Below are 17885 nucleotides of genomic sequence, written 5' to 3'. Positions count from 1 at the left end.
GTTTCCTGCCGATTCCCCCCATAAATGAACCCCCTGTGTAGAGATCATGACCATGCGGTCATATCTCACGACACGGTCAGAATAAACCGCCGCACTTTCTGCGGCAAGGGCATGATCCTTGTTGTGCCGCATAGTCTTTGCCGTGCCGTCACCTGAGTCCTAGCGGCGTGATCGGTCGTGCGGGTCGTGGAGCGCGTCGCGCCGGTAGAGTCTCGGGCATGCGGACCAAGTGGGCGATCGTCACAGGCACGGTCTTCGCGCTGCTGCTCTCCGCGTGCGGTTCGGGTGGCGACTCGGACACCAGCACTGCGTTGCGCCCGCCGCCGAAGGTGGCCACGCTCGGCCCGTTCGTCGGCGAGTGCGGACACGTCACGGACGACGAGGTCCGTGGCCTCGCAGGCCTCGTCCAGATCTCGCAGGTGATGAGAACTTCGGTCGGGTGCAATTGGCAGTCGGCCGGATACGGTTCGACCAGTGTCACCTTTGCTTCCTATCGCGGCAGCCCGATCGCTCGCGAGAAGGCGTGGGTGTCCAACCAAGGGCGCGACCCGGAGACGATCGATGTCGGCGGTCGCACCGGATTCCAAGCGCTGGACCCGAGCGGAGACATCTGTGACCTCGCCACCCAGCTCGGTGATGACTTCTTCGAATGGTCTATGGCTTTTGAGCGCTACTCGGTTCATGACAATCCATGTGACAGAGTTCGCAAGATGGCCGAGTTGACCGTGCAACGACTGCAGTAGGAGGGTGCGGGATGAGACCAGGTCGTAGCTCGGTGCGCGGAATACTGTGCAGCGTCGCTGTGTTGATGATTGCGGTCACCGCTACCGGCTGTGGGCAAACGGTAAGTGGATCAGCCTTTCCTGCGGGTTCGAGTACTGGCGGCACAGTTAACAGCAACTTCGACAAGTTGTTGCGCGAGTGCGAAATTGTCACGGTCGACCAGATCGCGGATGCGATCGGCGCCAAGGGGCCCCCGGCCCCGGAGCCATCCTTTTACGGTGCGGTCTGCATGTGGATCGCGCTCGGCGCACCCGGCGGTGCCGCCATGATCACCTTGAACTGGTACGAGATCGGCTCGCTGAACAACGAGAAGACCAACAACGACAAGCTCGGCTACTCGACCGCCAACGTCACCGTGCAGGGGCGGCGCGGGTTGGAGACGCGGCGGCCGAACGATCCGGACTCGTGCGGCGTCAGTGCGGGCGCGGCGGATCAAGGCGTTATCGGGTTCTGGATCAATTATCGGCCGGGGTCCGCGCACCCGGATCCGTGCGCGGGCGCGAAGAAACTCGTAGAGTTGACGTTGAACCTGGCCAGGTAGCGGGGCGCCAGCCACCCCGCTTTGACCCTGTGTCGCGATCACGAGTATCGTGGATCGCTGTGCCCGGAAGCATACGGGCAAGTTCGTGCGTGACCGTAGGCCAGCGAAAGCGGCTGACACCTCCAGCGTGCCCGCAATTCGGGCCCTACACCGCGCGCGACACGCCCGACCTCGGGGCACGTGAAACGTGGCCGGACGTGCGAGTTAAGGCTCGATGACACAGACATGAAGTTCCAGACACCGCGTAACTAAAAAGGAAAGCCGGTCTATGCCAACCATCAACCAGCTGGTCCGCAAGGGTCGCCGCGACAAGGTCTCCAAGACGAAGACCGCGGCGCTCAAGGGCAGCCCGCAGCGTCGTGGCGTGTGCACTCGCGTGTACACCACGACCCCGAAGAAGCCGAACTCCGCGCTGCGTAAGGTCGCGCGCGTTCGCCTGACCAGCGCGGTCGAGGTCACGGCGTACATCCCCGGCGAGGGCCACAACCTGCAGGAGCACTCGATGGTGCTCGTTCGTGGCGGCCGTGTGAAGGACCTTCCCGGTGTCCGTTACAAGATCATCCGTGGCTCGCTCGACACCCAGGGTGTGAAGAACCGCAAGCAGGCCCGCAGCCGTTACGGCGCCAAGAAGGAGAAGAGCTGATATGCCACGCAAGGGCCCCGCACCCAAGCGTCCGCTGATCAACGACCCGGTCTACGGGTCCCCGCTGGTCACTCAGCTGGTCAACAAGATCCTGCTGGACGGCAAGAAGTCCACCGCCGAGCGCATCGTCTACGGCGCGCTGGAGCAGGCGCGCGACAAGACCGGCACCGATCCGGTCGTCACTCTGAAGCGCGCGCTGGACAACGTCAAGCCTGCCCTCGAGGTGAAGCCCCGCCGCGTCGGTGGCGCCACCTACCAGGTGCCCGTCGAGGTTCGGCCCGGCCGTTCCAACACGCTGGCCCTGCGCTGGCTGGTCAACTACTCCCGCGCTCGCCGCGAGAAGACCATGGTCGAGCGTCTCGCCAACGAGCTGCTCGATGCCAGCAATGGTCTCGGTGCCTCGGTGAAGCGTCGTGAGGACACCCACAAGATGGCCGAGTCGAACCGGGCCTTCGCGCACTACCGCTGGTGACGTCTGCCCGGCCCGTTGTTTCGGGTCGGGAGGCACAGCCGGCCGCGGCACCAACCTGCCGCAGCCGGCGTTGAACAGAGACGACCACAGGGTCGTCCCCGAAAATCCCATCTAGCTACGAGCGGGGAAGATTTCCGTGGCACAGGACGTGCTCACCGACCTGAACAAGGTCCGCAACATCGGCATCATGGCCCACATTGATGCGGGCAAGACGACCACAACTGAACGCATCCTCTTCTACACCGGCATCACCTACAAGATCGGTGAAGTCCACGATGGCGCGGCCACCATGGACTGGATGGAGCAGGAGCAGGAGCGTGGTATCACCATCACCTCCGCGGCTACCACGTGCTTCTGGAAAGACAACCAGATCAACATCATCGACACCCCTGGGCACGTCGACTTCACCGTTGAGGTGGAGCGGTCGCTGCGCGTGCTCGACGGCGCCGTTGCGGTGTTCGACGGCAAGGAAGGCGTCGAGCCGCAGTCCGAGCAGGTGTGGCGTCAGGCCGACAAGTACGACGTGCCGCGAATCTGCTTCGTCAACAAGATGGACAAGCTCGGCGCGGACTTCTACTTCACCGTGCAGACCATCAAGGACCGTCTCGGGGCCAAGCCGCTGGTCATCCAGCTGCCGATCGGCGCGGAGAACGACTTCGAGGGCATCGTCGACCTGGTCGAGATGAACGCCAAGGTCTGGAAGGGCGAGACCAAGCTCGGCGAAGAGTACGAGGTCGTCGAGATCCCGGCCGACCTCGCCGATCAGGCCGAGATCTACCGCCAGGAACTGCTGGAGACGGTCGCCGAGTCCGACGAGGCACTGCTCGAAAAGCACTTCAGCGGCGAAGAGCTCACGGTCGACGAGATCAAGGCCGCCATCCGCAAGATGACGGTCAGCTCCGAGCTCTACCCGGTGCTGTGTGGTTCCGCGTTCAAGAACAAGGGCGTCCAGCCCATGCTCGACGCGGTCATCGACTACCTGCCCTCGCCGCTGGACGTGGAGGCCACCACCGGCCACGTTCCCGGCAAGGAAGACGAGCTGCTGACCCGCAAGCCGAGCGTCGACGAGCCGTTCTCGGCGCTGGCGTTCAAGATCGCGGTGCACCCGTTCTTCGGTGAGCTCACCTACGTGCGCGTGTACTCGGGTCAGGTCGCCTCCGGTGCCCAGGTCGTCAACTCGACCAAGGGCAAGAAGGAGCGGCTGGGCAAGCTGTTCCAGATGCACTCCAACAAGGAGATGCCGGTCGCGACCGCGTCCGCCGGTCACATCTACGCCGTGATCGGGCTGAAGGACACCACCACCGGTGACACCCTCAGCGACGCGCAGAACCAGGTCGTGCTCGAGTCGATGACCTTCCCGGACCCGGTCATCGAGGTCTCGATCGAGCCGAAGACCAAGTCCGACCAGGAGAAGCTCGGCACCGCGATCCAGAAGCTGGCCCGCGAAGACCCGACGTTCTCGGTCAAGCTCGACCAGGAGACCGGCCAGACCGTCATCGGCGGCATGGGCGAGCTCCACCTCGACATCCTCGTCGACCGTATGCGTCGCGAGTTCAAGGTCGAGGCGAACGTCGGCAAGCCGCAGGTGGCCTACCGCGAGACGATCACCAAGAAGGTCGAGAAGCTCGAGTTCACCCACAAGAAGCAGACGGGTGGCTCCGGCCAGTTCGCGAAGGTCATCATCGCCATCGAGCCGTTCGTCGGCGAAGACGGCGCGACCTACGAGTTCGAGAACAAGGTCTCGGGTGGTCGCGTTCCGCGCGAGTACATCCCTTCGGTGGACGCCGGTGCGCAGGACGCCATGCAGTACGGTGTGCTCGCGGGCTACCCGCTGGTGAACCTGAAGATGATCCTGCTCGACGGCGCCTACCACGACGTCGACTCGTCGGAAATGGCGTTCAAGATCGCCGGCTCCCAGGCACTGAAGGAAGCGGCTCGTAAGGCCGGTCCGGTGATCCTCGAGCCGCTGATGGCGGTCGAGGTCATCACGCCCGAGGACTACATGGGCGAAGTGATCGGCGACCTGAACTCCCGCCGTGGCCAGATTCAGGCCATGGAGGAACGCAGTGGTGCCCGTGTCGTCAAGGCGCTGGTTCCGCTCTCGGAGATGTTCGGTTACATCGGTGACCTGCGGTCGAAGACCCAGGGCCGGGCGAACTACTCCATGGTGTTCAACTCGTACGCGGAGGTTCCGGCCAACGTGTCGAAGGAGATCATCGCCAAGGCGACCGGCGAGTAATACCGATATTGGGGCAAGTGTAAGACTTGCCCCAACATCAGCCGGGAGTCAGCACGACCCCAGTAATAACCGCACTGCTGCAACTGCACGCACCAACAAGTCCAGGAGGACACCACAGTGGCGAAGGCGAAGTTCGAGCGGACGAAGCCGCACGTCAACATCGGCACCATCGGTCACGTCGACCACGGCAAGACCACGCTGACTGCAGCGATCACCAAGGTGCTGGCTGACAAGTACCCGGATCTGAACGCGGCGTTCGCGTTCGATCAGATCGACAAGGCGCCGGAGGAGAAGGCTCGTGGTATCACGATCAACATCTCCCACGTCGAGTACCAGACGGAGAAGCGCCACTACGCGCACGTCGATGCTCCGGGTCACGCGGACTACATCAAGAACATGATCACCGGTGCGGCGCAGATGGACGGTGCCATCCTCGTGGTCGCCGCGACCGATGGCCCGATGCCGCAGACCCGCGAGCACGTGCTGCTCGCCCGTCAGGTCGGCGTGCCCTACATCCTGGTCGCGCTGAACAAGTCGGACATGGTCGACGACGAGGAAATCCTCGAGCTCGTCGAGATGGAGGTCCGCGAACTGCTGGCCGCCCAGGAGTTCGACGAGGACGCGCCGGTCGTGCGTGTTTCCGGTCTGAAGGCGCTCGAGGGCGACCCGAAGTGGACCGAGTCGATCGTTGAGCTGATGAACGCTGTCGACGAGTCGATCCCGGACCCGGTCCGCGACACCGAGAAGCCGTTCCTGATGCCGGTCGAGGACGTGTTCACGATCACCGGTCGTGGCACCGTCGTCACCGGTCGCGTCGAGCGCGGCATCGTCAACGTGAACGAGGAAGTCGAGATCGTCGGCATCAAGCCGACCTCGACCAAGACCACGGTCACCGGTATCGAGATGTTCCGCAAGCTGCTCGACCAGGGCCAGGCCGGCGACAACGTCGGTCTGCTCGTTCGTGGCATCAAGCGCGAAGATGTCGAGCGTGGCCAGGTCATCGTGAAGCCGGGCACCACCACCCCGCACACCGAGTTCGAGGGCCAGGCCTACATCCTGTCCAAGGACGAGGGCGGCCGGCACACGCCGTTCTTCAACAACTACCGTCCCCAGTTCTACTTCCGTACGACTGACGTGACGGGCGTTGTGACCCTCCCCGAGGGCACCGAGATGGTCATGCCGGGCGACAACACCGAAATGTCGGTCGTGCTGATCCAGCCGATCGCCATGGAAGAGGGCCTGCGTTTCGCGATCCGTGAAGGTGGCCGCACCGTCGGCGCCGGTCGCGTCACGAAGATCATCAAGTGATTTCCTGAATCACTGAACCGAACGGCGCCGCTCCGAAAGGACCGGCGCCGTTCGGCATTTCAGGGCTGGCTGGACTAATCCATTGGTGAGTTGGTGTCAAATGTGGACACCCCCAGGGACTTCCATGCCGCCAACAGGCGGCGATCGCCCGATGCAGCCACCGTGTCGGTATCTTCCAGCTGCTCGGCGGTTGCGCAGTGGACCGCATCGTATGCACGCAGCGCTAGCTGGTCGGCAAGTTCTGCTGCACGTAGTACGAGTGCGTCGTTTACTTCAACGGCCTCGATCTGCGGCCAGAATTGGTCCAAAAGTCGCAGGCAACCCGCGTACTCCGCATCATCGAGACGACTCATTCGGTGGGCCTGAGCAAGCGCCGCGGCGGTCTCTACGTAGAGCAATTGGGTCGAAACCACGTCGTCCGCATCATCCCAGAATCGGCGGCAGGATTGACTACTCGGCTCATTGAACAGCAAGGGCACGAAGGCTGAGGTATCCAGATACCCGATCAACGGCGCTGCTCATCGATAAGGTCGCTCACTATGCCATGTCGTCCATGGATCGGCTCGGGTGCAGGTTGCTTGCGTACGCGCGCAGGCTGGGTCCGCCCTTCTGCGCGTAGTTGCTCCAGCCTGGTCAGCCGGCCGATCGGGACGATTCGAGCGATTGGCTGGCCGTGATCGGTGACGGTAACGGTCCGGCCAGCGCGAACCTCTGCGAGATGACGGCTCAGGCCATCTCGCAGTTCGCGTACTCCGACGTCCACAGTTCCTCCCTAGTGGCTATATTTCTATAGCCCATTGTAGCCATAGGGGGACGCTTCCGGCTAGATCTCCCTGCCGGGCTTGATGTAGTCGACGTGGAGGAGGAGGTAGGCGGGTTTTACGCAGGCTTCCGCGGTGAAGGGTTGAGGGGTGGGGGTTGGTTGGTTCGGGGGGTTGATCAGGAGGTATTGGGCGGGGGTGCGGTCGCAGTCGTAGTTGCCTGCTTGGGAGTAGCGGACGATGGCGTGCGCCGATTGGGTGGGGGCGAGGGTGACCGGCTGGGGGGTGGCGGAGGCGGTGTCCGGCTCGGCGGGTGGGCCGATCGGGGTCGGTGGGGTGCCGGTGGCGAGGGACACGCCCGGGTAGCCGGACAGCGTGCAGGGGGCGGTGCCGGCGTTCGTGAAGACGATGGGGACGTAGATGGAGCCTGCCGCCCCGCCCTGTTGACCTAGGGAGACGGTGAGATCACCTGACGCGCAGGCTGGTACCCCGTCGGGTGCGGCGATGACCGGTGTCGTCGGCGTGGTGGCGACGATCGGCGTCCGCTGAGTGGACGCCGCCGCGGGTGGGCTGGTGGCCGTGGTCGATGGTTCCGGCGAGGTGGTTCCGCATGCGGTCAGTGGTAGTGCCGCAGCGAGGATGACCAATGCAGTGCCGCGCATGTGGCAACAATAGTCCCGTCAGCAGCTGAAGGCCCGGCCGACGGAAACCTCGCGCTCCGCTGCCGAGACTTCCTTGAGGCAGCCGAAGGGGACGACGCCGTCGTCACTCATCTGCACGCCGGTCCGGGTGGACGGGTTGACGCAGGTGAGGCCGCTGGTCGCGATGCGGCAGACGTAGTTGCCGAAGGTCAGCTTGCTGTCGTACGGCAGTGTCTGCCCGTCGCCGTGAATGAAAAGGCCCGGGTCGCCGCGGAATTGGCCGACCGACAGGTGCTGGCCGGAGTAGCTGACGAACCCGCCGTCCCAGTTGCCGAACCCGTCACCGGGCTTCGGGATCGGGTTCTTCAGTTTGACGGTGCAGCTGAATCCGTCGATCTGGTACTCGGTTCCGGTGATGCAGCTGATCTTTCCGGAGGGGCTGACGAACGCGATATCGCTCTTCAGGTCGGCGGCCGACCCCCCGCCGGTGCTCGCGGAGTGGTAGTGGCTCACGTCGGCCGCGCTGCCCGCCTGCGCCCACGCGATGCGATCCTTCAGCTGGCTTTCCGGGCTGGAGGTCGTCGCGGTGGGGGTGGGTTTGACCGACGTGACCGACGGTTGGTCCGGGGAGGGCTGTGGCCGACCCGAGGTGGATTGGGTGCAGGCGCTCAGCGCCAGGATTAAGGCAGCGAGTGCCGCGATTCGCATGGCCATAACACTAGTCGTTGTGTCGCAACGTATTCCGGTGGTGGTTCGGCGGCGAGGTGATTCGATGACCTCGGAGGTTATCGCGGAGCCGCGGTCTGCTCCGTTAGCGTCGGAAACGAGAACAAGACCAGACGATTCGGAGAACGCATGGGTAAGTCCAGCCTCGCGACCCAGCTCGATGTCACCTCGGGCGCACTGCACCACGGGATGCCCTATCTGGCGATGGGTGCCGGGCGGCCGCTGGTGTTCCTGCGGTGGTTCACGCCGGATCACGCGAATCCGCACGGATGGCTGCGGGAGTCCGAGCTCAAAATGCTGGCGCCACTCGCCCGGCACTTTCGCGTCTACGCGGTCAACCGGGCACCGGGCATGGCCGAGGGCACCACGATGGCCGATATCGCCGCCGAGCACGCGGACGCGTTGCGGGCCGAGTTCGGCGAACCGGTGGATGTGCTCGGCGTCTCGTCGGGCGGATCGGTGGCATTGCAGCTCGCGGCCGACCAGCCGTCCGCCGTCCGGCGCTTGATCATCGCCTCGTCCGGCTACCGATTGGATCCGCTCGCCAAGGAAAGCCAGATCCGCTACGGCGAAGCGGTATTCGCGGGCCGCCGCGCACTGCACCTCATGGCCTCGACCACCGTTTCGTCGCCGCTGCTGGCCCGCGTGGCCGGTGCCGCCCTGTGGTTGATCGACCCGCTCGCTCGCCCGAAGAACCCGGCGGGCACCCTCGCCTTCGTCCGCGCCGAAGACGCCTTCGACCTCACCGACCGCCTCGGCGAAATCGCCGCGCCCACCCTGGTCGTCGGCGGCGAACGCGACGCGGCCTACAGCACCGAAAACTTCCGCTACACCGCCGACGGTATCCCCAACTCCCGCCTGCTCATCTACCCCGGCACCAGCCACGTCGGCGTCCCGAAGCACCCGCGCTTCGCCACCGACGTCACCGAATTCCTCACCGCCGGTTCGCCACTCACCCACTGAGCAAGGTTCAGATCCTCGGTGTCGAAGTCCAATGCCCGGTGCGGCGAACATCTGTCGCCACAGCGGCGGCGGCGAAGATGCGCCTGATCAGTTGGGTGGCATCGGCCAAGTCGGCCCAGGTCCAGCGCACCACCATCCAGCCGAGCGCCCGCAACCGATCGTCGCGGTTCCTTTCCACCATCAGCCGTGCAGCCGGCCGCGTCCCTGCGCACTCGCGGCGATACTCGACGTCACCGTCGAATTCACCGATCACACCCAAGCCGGCGAACAGGAAATCGACCCGCGCTACGCATATTTCGTCGTCGGTGAAGATCCTGGCCTGCAATTCGGACGCCGGCAGCCCAGCCTGGTGAAACGCCACGCGACTCCGGGACTCGCCGACGCTTTCGCTGCGGCCGTCGAGGAAGTCGATCACCCGTGTGGCCTGCTGCGAACCTCGTCGCCGCCGGTGTGACACCTGTTCGCGCAGTTCCCCCGCGGTGGTGAGCCCTTGCCGCAGCGCGCTGTCGCCGATAGCGACGGCCTGCTCGAAACTCGCCGAGCGTGCGATGTCGATGACGGTTCTCGGCACGGTGGTGACTCGAAGACCGTTGACGAGGGTGATCTCGTCCGGCGCCAGCTGTGCTGAATGCAGGACGTGCTGTTTCTTGATAAACCCGCCGTTGGTTCGGTTGCGTGTCATGTGTGCTCGGTCCAGCGGCAGCGACCAGGTGGGCAGCCCGTGAATCACCACCGCGGAACAATGGCTGGCGACAGCATCTTCGGACATCGCCTCGCACGTCGCCATCGCGAGCATCAGATGGCGGCCCGCCGGGGTGAGCGCCGGCGCAGGCGCATTCACATAATGCCCGGCGCGTACCCGCCGCCATTGTCCGGAACGACAGAGCCGCTGCAATTCGCCGTCCGATATTCCGGCTGCCAGCGCCTGCCGACGTGAGATCAGTTGCGGTGCGTCCATATCGCGATCGTGACCGAACTCCGACTTCGGCAACATCCCCCGACCCGGCGAGTGTGGATAACACGCACCCTGTGGATAACTTTCGGTCTCAGCCGAGTTGGGTCATGCCCGCGGCGACCACCTGGGCGACGTTGAGGAGGTCTTCGGCGGTGGGGATGGGCACGCCGTCCAGCGCGTGTAGCCGGTCGGTGCTCGCGATGGCGAACATGGCGGAGACCCAGGCGGCGGCGCAGGCGCGCAGCGTGCCCGGCCGGACCGGAACCGTTGCGCTGGCCTGCAGTACTCGCGCGGTGACGTCCAGCAATTGATCACGCAGCCGGCGCAATTGGCGACGGACGTCGGGGTGGGTGTCGGCCTCGCGCCACATGATCACCCGCAGCACCGAGGAGTGATGGTCACGCAGATTGAGCGCGGCGTCGAGGGCGACCAGGCTGGCGGCCGGATCGCCCGGGGCGACCACGGTGTCGATGTCGTCGATCGGGTGCGCGGGCACTCGTTCGTCCATCAGCGCCGACAGGATCGAGTCCTTGGTCGGGAAGTAGTAGAAGACAAGACCTTTCGGCACCTCGGCCGCACCCGCGATGGCGGCCGTCGCGGTGGCGTCGAAGCCCTGTGCCGCGAAGAGCTTTTCGGCGGCGTCCAGGATGAGTTGCCGGGCATCGCCGTCCACCTTCGCGCTGCGCCGCCGCCCGGCCCTCGGTTCCTGACCCGGTCGCTGGGCTGCTGCCCGGCGACCGGGTTTCGGCATCTGCATCAGTGGGGTGTCGCCGCGCCGTGCAGACGTCCCGACACCGTCGGCAGCGCCGCTACCGCGACCACCGCCGTCACTACCCCGACTACCCATGCGGTCCAGGATGCGCCGCGGTAATCGGTGAAGTCCATCGCCCAGGGGGAAATGAACAGCAGTACGCCGAACAGACCCATCGCGTAGTCGGCGTTCGCCCCGAGCGCGGGCCGGTACATCTGCGCGAGGCCGGTGAGCGCGATGAGCACGCCGAGTACGACCAGTGACCACATCGCTTTGTCCGTGGTCTCCAACCACAGGGGTGAGAGCGCGGCGAAGATTCCGAGCACTACTGCCAGGAAATCCTGTGCGCGGCTTTCGGTGAACATGGTGTGCCTCCTTGGGCTCAGGAATATGTCCTGTCTTTCGGTATAGACCTGATTGACCGACCGATCAATATCGGGACGGCTACGATTGCACGGCGATTGCCGAGTGATCGGGCTCACTCGAGTACTGAACCAAGCAGACGTTAGGGTGAGGCGCGTGGCACCTTCAGCAACAGATTCCGCGCCGATCGTCATCGTCGGCGCCGGGCTCGCCGGTCTGCGCACCGCCGAGGAATTGCGTCGCGCCGGATACGAGGGTGCGCTGATCCTGCTCGGCGACGAGTCGCGACTGCCATACGACCGGCCGCCGCTGTCCAAGCAATTCGTCCGCGGCGAAACCGACGACACCACCTTGCGGCCCGCCGAGTTCTTCGCCGAGAAGCGGATCGACGTGCGGCTCGACACCGAGGCGATCGGCGTCGACGTCGCCGCGCGCCAGGTGCGCCTCGCCGACGGGTCGGCCCTCGACTACGACCAACTGATCATCGCGACGGGCCTGCGCCCGCGCCGCCTGCCTGGCCTGCCCGACCTGAAGGGCGTGCACGTGCTGCGCGGCCACGCCGACGCCACCGCGCTGCGCACCGAATTGGCCGAGGCGACAACGGCACTCGTGGTCGGCGCCGGTTTCATCGGCTGCGAGCTGGCGGCCAGCTTCCGCACCCGCGGCGTCCCGGTGGTGCTGGTCGAGCCGCAGTCGACGCCGCTCGCCTCGGTCCTCGGCGAACAGGTCGGCGCGCTGGTGGCCAGGATGCACCGCGACGAGGGCGTCGACCTGCGCTGCGGGACCGGCCTGGACACCTTGCTTGCCGACGGCGACCGGGTGCGCGGCGCCCTGCTCTCCGATGGCACCGAGGTCGCCGCCGATCTGGTGGTGATCGGGGTCGGCTCGCGCCCGGTCACCGAATGGCTCGGCGAGTCCGGCATCGTCCTCGCCGATCCGGCGGCGGGCGGCGGGATCGTGGCCGACGAGGTGGGTCGCACCTCCGCCGAACGCGTTTGGGCGGTCGGCGACGTCGCCGCCTGGCTGCACCAGACCGGCGACCGCAAGCGGATCGAACACTGGACCAACGCGGGCGAACAGGCCCGCCTGGTGGCCTGCGCCCTGCTCGGCGCGGCCCCGCCGACCGCGGCCAGGGTCCCGTATTTCTGGAGCGACCAGTACGAGGTGAAGATCCAAGCCCTCGGCACGCCGACCGCCACCGACGACGTGCACCTCGTCGTCGACGACGGCCGCAAATTCCTCGCCTACTACGCGCAGGACGGCACACTCACCGGCGTCGTCGGCGCGGGTATGACGGCCGGGGTGATGAAGACCAGGGCCAAGATCGCCGCGGCCGCTCCGGTGTCGGAACTGCTCACTCCCAGCTGAGTTCGCCATTCGGCCGCCACGGACGTCGCCGCCATGGCGCCCGCGATGGCCGCTCGAACCGCTGCCGCGCAAGTGGCGTCGGGGCACTGTAATACGGTTGTCTCTGTGATCGTCGCGCTCATCGATTCGGGTCTCGGGCTGCTGCCCACATCCGCTTGGCTGCGCAAGCTGCGGCCGGACGTGGATCTGCTGCTGCAATTGGACCCCGACGGCGCGCCGTGGGGGCCGAAGCCGGACCGGTGGACGATCAACCGCGTGGTGGAAACCGCGCGCACCTCGATCGAGTTGGGCGCGGAGGTGATCGTGATTCCGTGCAACACCGCCAGCGTCACCGCCTTGGAACACGTACGGGTGGAAGTCGGTCCCGATGTGCCGGTCATCGGCACCGTGCCCGCGATCAAACCGGCGGCCGCCGTCTGCCGCTCGGTGGCCGTTTGGGCGACTGCGGCGACCACCGCCAGCCGGTACCAGGCTGATCTGATCGCCAAGTTCGGCGGCGACGCGGACGTGGTCGGCGTGGCCTGCCACGGTCTCGCGGACTCGATCGACCGGGGCGATCTGGTCGCGGCCCGCGAATCCATCGCCCGCGCCGTCGAGCAGACCCCCGGCGATGTCGAAGGCGTAGTGCTCGGCTGTACCCACTACCCCCTGGTGATCGACTCGATCGTCGCGTCACTGCCCGACGGTGTCCGCCTCTTCGACAGCGCGCAAGCCGTTGCCGCGCAGACCATCCGGCGGATGGACGCGCTCGGCCGCCCTACTCCGGGCAATGGCGAGGTGATCGTGCGCAACAGTGGACGGCCGGGCGAATTACCGGCCAGTGCGGCCAGTTTCGAATCCGGCCGGATTCTGGGCGCCCAGGGGTGACGTGCCGAGCCGTTCGATGACCGAGGCAGCGCCGACCGCCGCGGACGTGCAGACCGCCCTTCGCGCGATCGCGAATCCCGCCGACGCGATCCATCTGCAGCGATTCTTCAAGACCGGCCCGGGGGAGTACGGCGAGGGCGACGTCTTCCTCGGCGTGCGCGTGCCTGCGACCCGTGGCGTAGCGAAACGCTTTGCGGCACTGCCACTCGACGAGATCGACGCGCTGTTGGACAGCGGGGTGCACGAGGACCGGCTGGCCGGTCTGATCATCCTCAACGCGATGTTCGCCAGGGCTTCGAAGCCGAAGACCTTCGACGACGCGGCCCGCGCGGAGATGGTCGATCGCTATCTGGCCGCCGTACGCCGTGGCCGAGTGAACAACTGGGACCTGGTGGACGTATCCGCCGAAAACATCCTCGGCCCATGGCTATTGGACAAGCCTCGCGACCTGCTCTTCGATCTGGCGGCCGCGGCGTCGTTGTGGGAGCGCCGCGTCGCCCTGCTGTCGACTTTCGCGTTCATCAAATCCGGCGACGCGACAACCACTTTCGAGCTGTCCGAGTACCTGCTAGATGACCGCCACGATCTCATTCAGAAGGCACTCGGCTGGATGCTGCGCGAAGTCGGCAAACGCATCGATCAGCAACAGCTGACCGGCTTCCTCGACAAGCACGCCGCCGACCTCGGCCGCACCGCCCTCAGCTACGCCACCGAGCACCTCGACCCCGCCGTCCGCGCGCACTATCGCGCGCAGTAGCGGATCAGAACTGGATCTTGAGGTGATCCGTCACCGGATGCGCCTGGCAGCCGAGGATGTAACCGTTCTCGATGTCCTCCGGGTCGAGGATCTCGGCGCTGTCCATTTCCACCTTGCCCTCGAGCACCGTGCACGCGCACGAACCGCACTCGCCCTCCTGGCAGGAGTACGGCACGTCGAGGCCTTTGGCCAGCATGATGTCCACCAGCGTCTGCTTACGTGGCCACTTCAGCTCGTGTACCTCGCCGTCGAGTTCCACCTCGACCGTCGCCGCACCGGCCGCCTCCTCGTCGGACACCTCGACCGGCGCCTGATCCGCGAACGGGTCTCCCGCAAGGGAATTGAACACCTCGGCGTGCGTGCGCGAGCGCGGCACGCCGAGCTGCGCGAGCGCGTCGTGCACCCGATCCATGAACGGCTTCGGCCCGCACATGAACGCCTCGTAGCCCTGGTACGGGGCGACAAGGGTGGCCAGTGCGTCGGCGGTCGGCAGTCCCTGTAGGTGTTCGAGCCAGTGGATCACGGTCAGCCGCTGCGGATGTTTGTCGGCGAGCTCGCGTAGCTCGGCGGCGAAGATCACCGATTCGTGGTCGCGATTGGCGTACACCAACACGATTCGGCCGTTGCCGCGCGCCAGCGCCGACTTCAGGATCGACATCACCGGGGTGATGCCGCTGCCCGCGCCGAACAACACCAGGTCCGCGTCGAGATCCTTGGGCGTGAAAACGCCTGAGGGCGGTAGTACTTCGAGCGAGTCGCCCGCTTTCAGGTTGTCGCACAACCAGTTCGAGCCGTAACCGTCCGCCGTCCGCTTCACGGTGACCTTCGGCCGGTCGTCGGTGTAGGGCGAGCTGGCCAGCGAATAGCATCGCGCCACCGAGCCGGTGCGCTCGCTGGGGATGCGTAAGGTGAGAAACTGGCCGGGCTGGTAGCGGAAGCGCTCGGTCATCTCGTCGGGGACGTCGAAGACCAGCGAGCAGGTATCGGTCGTTTCGGTGATGACCGCGGCTACCCGCAGTACCACCGAACGCGAGCCGTGCGGAACCTCGACAGTGGTCATGTCGTCCTCTCGAACCCAGGCACGGGGCGCCGCACCGTGCCAAAACTAGAACGTGTTTCAGTTTTATCGTACGTCGGACTCCGGCTGCCGGACAAGCTGAGCCTCCAGACCGGAGATCAGCACCTCCATGCCGAAGTCGTAGGCGTACTTACCGCGCAGGTCGGCCATGTGCTTGGTGGCGCGCTCGACCGCCTCGGGCAGCGCGACGTCGGACAGCGGCGCGCGATCGCGCGGATTCACCCGGCTGCGGCCGAACAGGTAGGTGTGGATCGTCGCGTACGCGACGAGCACATTGCGATCGTTGAAGCCCGCCTCGAACAGGATCTCCATGATGGCCGCGATCAGGTCGAGCTGCTTGCCGAGCATCTGCTCGATGAGCACGTCGCCGAGGCCGGGGTGCTTGCGCAGCTTGTCGTCGATCTGGTCGATCAGGTCGCGCAGCCTGCGCTGCCACGGGCCGGATTCCGCTGGTGGCGTGCGCACTCCGGTCAGCGCGGCGGTGGCGACCAGGTCGAGCAGCTCGCGCTTGTCCGCGACGTAGTAGTACGGCGCCATCGGCGAGACCCCGAGTTCGCGGGACAGCCGCCGCATCGACAGCTTCTCCACGCCGTCTTCGCGGACCACCCGCAGCGCGGCCTCGACGATCTCGGACTCCGACAGGGTATTGCCGCCTCCGCTCGCCTGCATTCGTCCGACTCCCATGCCACCTCTACCACCGCGGGCGCGTGTCGCCCGTCACGTCCTGTTCAGCTGCTTTCCATCCGAAGTCTAGAGGGCGCGGCTGTCGCCGGTTCGGTGTGCGTACTACTGGGCGGAACCATGGACCAGCGATATCTGTCCAGATGTTGCCCCGTTTGCTAGAACAGGTTCCATTTTGTCAGCGAATGACGTTATCGTGTGATCGCGGCCACCAGCTGGCGGCCGCAGGCCCGGATCGCTCGCTCGGAGGTAGAGATGCCGGAATACGGATCCAACGGACACGCCGACACCGACCACTCGGGAACGGTCGGCGCAGTCGAGGCACGCGAAGACGCCACACCGCTGATCGAGGAGACCCTCATCGAAGAGGTGTCCATCGACGGCATGTGCGGCGTTTACTGACAGGCGGTGGAGACCATGCTCGATCTCGATACCCGATGGCAGCTACATCCGAGGGTGGCCCTGCGGCCGGAACCGTTCGGTGCGCTGCTCTACCACTTCGGCACCCGCAAGCTTTCCTTCCTGAAGAGCCCGCGGATCGTCGAGATCGTGCGGTCGCTGCCGGAGCACACCTCGGCCCGCACGGCCATCGAGGCGGCGGGCGTCACCGACGCGAATGCCGCGCAGTACGTGAAAGCGCTGACACAGCTTGTCGATTCCGACATGATCATCGGTGCGCCCGCCGATGCTCCGCTGGCGCCCGCCGCCGTGCGCACGGCGGCGTCGACGGCGGGGGTGGTCCCGCCGTCCGACACGGCGGTGCGCCTGGTCGATCGGTTCGAAAACGGCCTGGCCGCACCGATTTGCCTCACCTGGGAACTCACCTACGCCTGCAACCTGTCGTGTGTGCACTGCCTGTCCTCGTCCGGCCGTCGCGATCCGCGGGAGCTGAGCACCGAGCAGTGCAAGGCGCTGATCGACGAGTTCGAGCGCATGCAGATCTTCTACGTGAACATCGGTGGCGGCGAACCCACGGTGCGCCCGGACTTCTGGGAGCTGGTCGACTACGCGACGGCGCACCATGTCGGAGTGAAGTTCTCCACCAACGGAGTTCGGATCACCCCGGAGGTCGCCACCCGGCTGGCCGCGAGTGACTATGTCGACGTACAGATTTCGCTGGACGGCGCCGACGCAGCGGTGAACGACGCGGTGCGTGGGCCCGGCTCCTACGACATGGCTATCCGCGCACTGGAAAACCTTGCGGCAGCTGGGTTCCGCGATGCGAAGGTGTCGGTCGTGGCGACCAGGCACAACATCGGTCAGCTCGACGAATTCCGGGCCATCGCCGAAAAGTACGGCGCCACCTTGCGATTGACCAGGCTGCGCCCGTCCGGTCGCGGCGCGGACGTGTGGGACGACCTGCATCCGACCCAGGACCAGCAGCGCGTGCTCTACGACTGGCTGGTGCGCAACGGCGACGGCGTGCTCACCGGCGACTCGTTCTTCCACCTGTCCGCGTTCGGCCAGGCGCTGCCCGGGTTGAACATGTGCGGCGCGGGCCGGGTGGTCTGCCTGGTCGATCCGCTCGGCGACGTGTACGCCTGCCCGTTCGCCATCCACGACCGGTTCCATGCCGGAAATGTGGTGTCGGACGGCGGTTTTCGTGCGGTGTGGCACGACTCCGCGTTGTTCGCCGAACTGCGTGAGCCGAGCGGCGGCGGCGCATGCGCGTCGTGCAGCCACTACGACTCCTGCCGGGGCGGCTGCATGGCGGCCAAGTTCTTCACCGGCCTGCCCGCCGACGGGCCGGACCCGGAATGCGTCCAGGGCTACGGCGAGGCGGCGCTGGCCGACACCGCGCGGTTGATCCCGCGCTCGTCGGTCGATCACTCCCGGCGGGTGACGCCGCGCGCGAGTGGGCGCAAACCCGCGCCGGTGCCGCTGACGCTGTCCGTGACGCGCCCGAGCGTATTTCCCCCTGTTCGTCCCCCGGCTCGGGCCTGTGACGAGAACCCGCTCGCCTGATGTCATGGGAGTAGCCAGTCGGA

21 protein-coding genes and 1 pseudogene are annotated in these 17885 nt (G+C 66.0%); 13 read left to right on the top strand and 9 right to left on the bottom strand.

What is annotated here, in order from left to right; translation table 11 throughout:
* Positions 1-218 precede the first annotated feature (218 nt).
* The 6 genes from ACIBCN_RS10285 (at position 219) to tuf (ending at position 5986) form a co-directional block, all read left to right on the top strand.
* Positions 219-743 (top strand): DUF3558 domain-containing protein, encoded by a 525-nt coding sequence (locus ACIBCN_RS10285; protein WP_396991226.1) that lies wholly within the window; start codon positions 219-221, stop codon positions 741-743.
* A gap of 11 nt (positions 744-754) precedes the next feature.
* The gene (locus tag ACIBCN_RS10280; protein ID WP_396991225.1) at positions 755-1324 is read left to right on the top strand and encodes a DUF3558 domain-containing protein; all 570 of its coding nucleotides are present in this window, start codon (positions 755-757) and stop codon (positions 1322-1324) included.
* Positions 1325-1592: 268 nt separating this feature from the next.
* On the top strand, positions 1593-1967 hold the full coding sequence (rpsL, locus tag ACIBCN_RS10275; protein ID WP_019049359.1) for a 30S ribosomal protein S12: 375 nt from the start codon (positions 1593-1595) through the stop codon (positions 1965-1967).
* A gap of 1 nt (position 1968) precedes the next feature.
* On the top strand, positions 1969-2439 hold the full coding sequence (gene rpsG, locus ACIBCN_RS10270; RefSeq protein WP_150399709.1) for a 30S ribosomal protein S7: 471 nt from the start codon (positions 1969-1971) through the stop codon (positions 2437-2439).
* A gap of 136 nt (positions 2440-2575) precedes the next feature.
* Positions 2576-4678 carry an elongation factor G gene (fusA, locus tag ACIBCN_RS10265; RefSeq protein WP_396991224.1) on the top strand — a complete coding sequence of 701 codons (2103 nt, stop codon included), beginning with the start codon at positions 2576-2578 and terminating at the stop codon, positions 4676-4678.
* Positions 4679-4795: 117 nt separating this feature from the next.
* Entirely contained in the window at positions 4796-5986 is a 1191-nt protein-coding gene (gene tuf, locus ACIBCN_RS10260; RefSeq protein WP_107659457.1) for an elongation factor Tu, read from the top strand.
* 74 nt (positions 5987-6060) lie between these two features.
* Here the strand turns inward: tuf and ACIBCN_RS10255 are convergent, their stop codons facing one another.
* Genes ACIBCN_RS10255 through ACIBCN_RS10240 form a run of 4 tightly spaced genes read right to left on the bottom strand, consistent with a single transcriptional unit; the run spans position 6061 to position 8096 of the window.
* Positions 6061-6495 (bottom strand): type II toxin-antitoxin system VapC family toxin, encoded by a 435-nt coding sequence (locus ACIBCN_RS10255; protein WP_396991223.1) that lies wholly within the window; start codon positions 6493-6495, stop codon positions 6061-6063.
* A complete protein-coding gene (locus tag ACIBCN_RS10250; protein WP_396991222.1) occupies positions 6492-6749 on the bottom strand; it encodes a type II toxin-antitoxin system Phd/YefM family antitoxin in 258 nt (85 codons plus the stop codon). Before ACIBCN_RS10250 ends, ACIBCN_RS10255 begins: the two co-directional genes overlap by 4 nt.
* 60 nt (positions 6750-6809) lie before the next feature.
* The gene (locus tag ACIBCN_RS10245; protein WP_396991221.1) at positions 6810-7409 is read right to left on the bottom strand and encodes a DUF4232 domain-containing protein; all 600 of its coding nucleotides are present in this window, start codon (positions 7407-7409) and stop codon (positions 6810-6812) included.
* Between the two features lie 18 nt (positions 7410-7427).
* Positions 7428-8096 (bottom strand): hypothetical protein, encoded by a 669-nt coding sequence (locus tag ACIBCN_RS10240; protein WP_396991220.1) that lies wholly within the window; start codon positions 8094-8096, stop codon positions 7428-7430.
* A 147-nt stretch (positions 8097-8243) separates the two neighbouring features.
* Between ACIBCN_RS10240 and ACIBCN_RS10235 the strand changes: the two genes are divergently transcribed.
* On the top strand, positions 8244-9077 hold the full coding sequence (locus ACIBCN_RS10235; RefSeq protein WP_396991219.1) for an alpha/beta fold hydrolase: 834 nt from the start codon (positions 8244-8246) through the stop codon (positions 9075-9077).
* Between the two features lie 7 nt (positions 9078-9084).
* Here ACIBCN_RS10235 and ACIBCN_RS10230 read toward each other — a convergent pair whose 3' ends face one another.
* The 3 genes from ACIBCN_RS10230 to ACIBCN_RS10220 all read right to left on the bottom strand — a co-directional run bounded on the left by ACIBCN_RS10230 (position 9085) and on the right by ACIBCN_RS10220 (position 11148).
* Entirely contained in the window at positions 9085-10035 is a 951-nt protein-coding gene (locus tag ACIBCN_RS10230) for a hypothetical protein (protein WP_396991218.1), read from the bottom strand.
* An 88-nt stretch (positions 10036-10123) separates the two neighbouring features.
* Entirely contained in the window at positions 10124-10789 is a 666-nt protein-coding gene (locus ACIBCN_RS10225) for a TetR/AcrR family transcriptional regulator (RefSeq protein WP_396991217.1), read from the bottom strand.
* A complete protein-coding gene (locus ACIBCN_RS10220; protein WP_396991216.1) occupies positions 10789-11148 on the bottom strand; it encodes an SPW repeat protein in 360 nt (119 codons plus the stop codon). Before ACIBCN_RS10220 ends, ACIBCN_RS10225 begins: the two co-directional genes overlap by 1 nt.
* 154 nt (positions 11149-11302) lie before the next feature.
* On the opposite strand from ACIBCN_RS10220, the gene ACIBCN_RS10215 reads away from it, so the two are divergent.
* The 3 genes from ACIBCN_RS10215 to ACIBCN_RS10205 all read left to right on the top strand — a co-directional run bounded on the left by ACIBCN_RS10215 (position 11303) and on the right by ACIBCN_RS10205 (position 14138).
* On the top strand, positions 11303-12514 hold the full coding sequence (locus tag ACIBCN_RS10215; RefSeq protein WP_396991215.1) for an NAD(P)/FAD-dependent oxidoreductase: 1212 nt from the start codon (positions 11303-11305) through the stop codon (positions 12512-12514).
* Between the two features lie 105 nt (positions 12515-12619).
* The gene (locus ACIBCN_RS10210; protein WP_396991214.1) at positions 12620-13381 is read left to right on the top strand and encodes a glutamate racemase; all 762 of its coding nucleotides are present in this window, start codon (positions 12620-12622) and stop codon (positions 13379-13381) included.
* A gap of 16 nt (positions 13382-13397) precedes the next feature.
* Positions 13398-14138 carry a DNA alkylation repair protein gene (locus ACIBCN_RS10205; protein ID WP_396991213.1) on the top strand — a complete coding sequence of 247 codons (741 nt, stop codon included), beginning with the start codon at positions 13398-13400 and terminating at the stop codon, positions 14136-14138.
* A gap of 4 nt (positions 14139-14142) precedes the next feature.
* Here the strand turns inward: ACIBCN_RS10205 and ACIBCN_RS10200 are convergent, their stop codons facing one another.
* Positions 14143-15198, bottom strand: a complete 1056-nt coding sequence (locus ACIBCN_RS10200; RefSeq protein WP_396991212.1) for a 2Fe-2S iron-sulfur cluster-binding protein — start codon at positions 15196-15198, stop codon at positions 14143-14145.
* A 63-nt stretch (positions 15199-15261) separates the two neighbouring features.
* The gene (gene mftR2, locus ACIBCN_RS10195) at positions 15262-15885 is read right to left on the bottom strand and encodes a mycofactocin system transcriptional regulator MftR2 (RefSeq protein ID WP_396991211.1); all 624 of its coding nucleotides are present in this window, start codon (positions 15883-15885) and stop codon (positions 15262-15264) included.
* Between the two features lie 267 nt (positions 15886-16152).
* On the opposite strand from mftR2, the gene mftA reads away from it, so the two are divergent.
* The 3 genes and pseudogenes from mftA to mftC all read left to right on the top strand — a co-directional run bounded on the left by mftA (position 16153) and on the right by mftC (position 17862).
* Positions 16153-16299, top strand: a complete 147-nt coding sequence (gene mftA / locus ACIBCN_RS10190) for a mycofactocin precursor MftA (protein ID WP_396991210.1) — start codon at positions 16153-16155, stop codon at positions 16297-16299.
* Positions 16300-16314: 15 nt separating this feature from the next.
* Positions 16315-16557, top strand: a pseudogene (mftB, locus tag ACIBCN_RS10185) (mycofactocin biosynthesis chaperone MftB); the annotation flags it as partial.
* Positions 16558-16560: 3 nt separating this feature from the next.
* Positions 16561-17862: a mycofactocin radical SAM maturase gene (mftC, locus tag ACIBCN_RS10180; protein WP_396991854.1), complete on the top strand. Its 1302-nt coding sequence runs from the start codon at positions 16561-16563 to the stop codon at positions 17860-17862.
* The last annotated feature ends 23 nt before the right edge of the window (positions 17863-17885 follow it).

This window comes from Nocardia sp. NPDC051052 (genome assembly GCF_044456045.1).
In the GTDB taxonomy this organism is placed as follows: domain Bacteria; phylum Actinomycetota; class Actinomycetes; order Mycobacteriales; family Mycobacteriaceae; genus Nocardia.
The sequence above is the reverse complement of the archived record's forward strand: the minus strand, read 5'-3'. Positions and strand labels throughout refer to the sequence as shown.

Bases quoted from the DNA above. Each gene is read 5' to 3' on its own strand.
- ACIBCN_RS10240 (WP_396991220.1), bottom strand. From the start codon at position 8,096: ATGCGAATCGCGGCACTCGCTGCCTTAATCCTGGCGCTGAGCGCCTGC.
- ACIBCN_RS10285 (WP_396991226.1), top strand. From the start codon at position 219: ATGCGGACCAAGTGGGCGATCGTCACAGGCACGGTCTTCGCGCTGCTG.
- mftA (WP_396991210.1), top strand. From the start codon at position 16,153: ATGCCGGAATACGGATCCAACGGACACGCCGACACCGACCACTCGGGA.
- ACIBCN_RS10230 (WP_396991218.1), bottom strand. From the start codon at position 10,035: ATGGACGCACCGCAACTGATCTCACGTCGGCAGGCGCTGGCAGCCGGA.
- ACIBCN_RS10235 (WP_396991219.1), top strand. From the start codon at position 8,244: ATGGGTAAGTCCAGCCTCGCGACCCAGCTCGATGTCACCTCGGGCGCA.
- ACIBCN_RS10205 (WP_396991213.1), top strand. From the start codon at position 13,398: ATGACCGAGGCAGCGCCGACCGCCGCGGACGTGCAGACCGCCCTTCGC.
- mftR2 (WP_396991211.1), bottom strand. From the start codon at position 15,885: ATGCAGGCGAGCGGAGGCGGCAATACCCTGTCGGAGTCCGAGATCGTC.
- ACIBCN_RS10225 (WP_396991217.1), bottom strand. From the start codon at position 10,789: ATGCAGATGCCGAAACCCGGTCGCCGGGCAGCAGCCCAGCGACCGGGT.
- rpsG (WP_150399709.1), top strand. From the start codon at position 1,969: ATGCCACGCAAGGGCCCCGCACCCAAGCGTCCGCTGATCAACGACCCG.
- ACIBCN_RS10200 (WP_396991212.1), bottom strand. From the start codon at position 15,198: ATGACCACTGTCGAGGTTCCGCACGGCTCGCGTTCGGTGGTACTGCGG.
- ACIBCN_RS10245 (WP_396991221.1), bottom strand. From the start codon at position 7,409: ATGCGCGGCACTGCATTGGTCATCCTCGCTGCGGCACTACCACTGACC.
- ACIBCN_RS10220 (WP_396991216.1), bottom strand. From the start codon at position 11,148: ATGTTCACCGAAAGCCGCGCACAGGATTTCCTGGCAGTAGTGCTCGGA.
- rpsL (WP_019049359.1), top strand. From the start codon at position 1,593: ATGCCAACCATCAACCAGCTGGTCCGCAAGGGTCGCCGCGACAAGGTC.
- mftC (WP_396991854.1), top strand. From the start codon at position 16,561: ATGATCATCGGTGCGCCCGCCGATGCTCCGCTGGCGCCCGCCGCCGTG.
- ACIBCN_RS10280 (WP_396991225.1), top strand. From the start codon at position 755: ATGAGACCAGGTCGTAGCTCGGTGCGCGGAATACTGTGCAGCGTCGCT.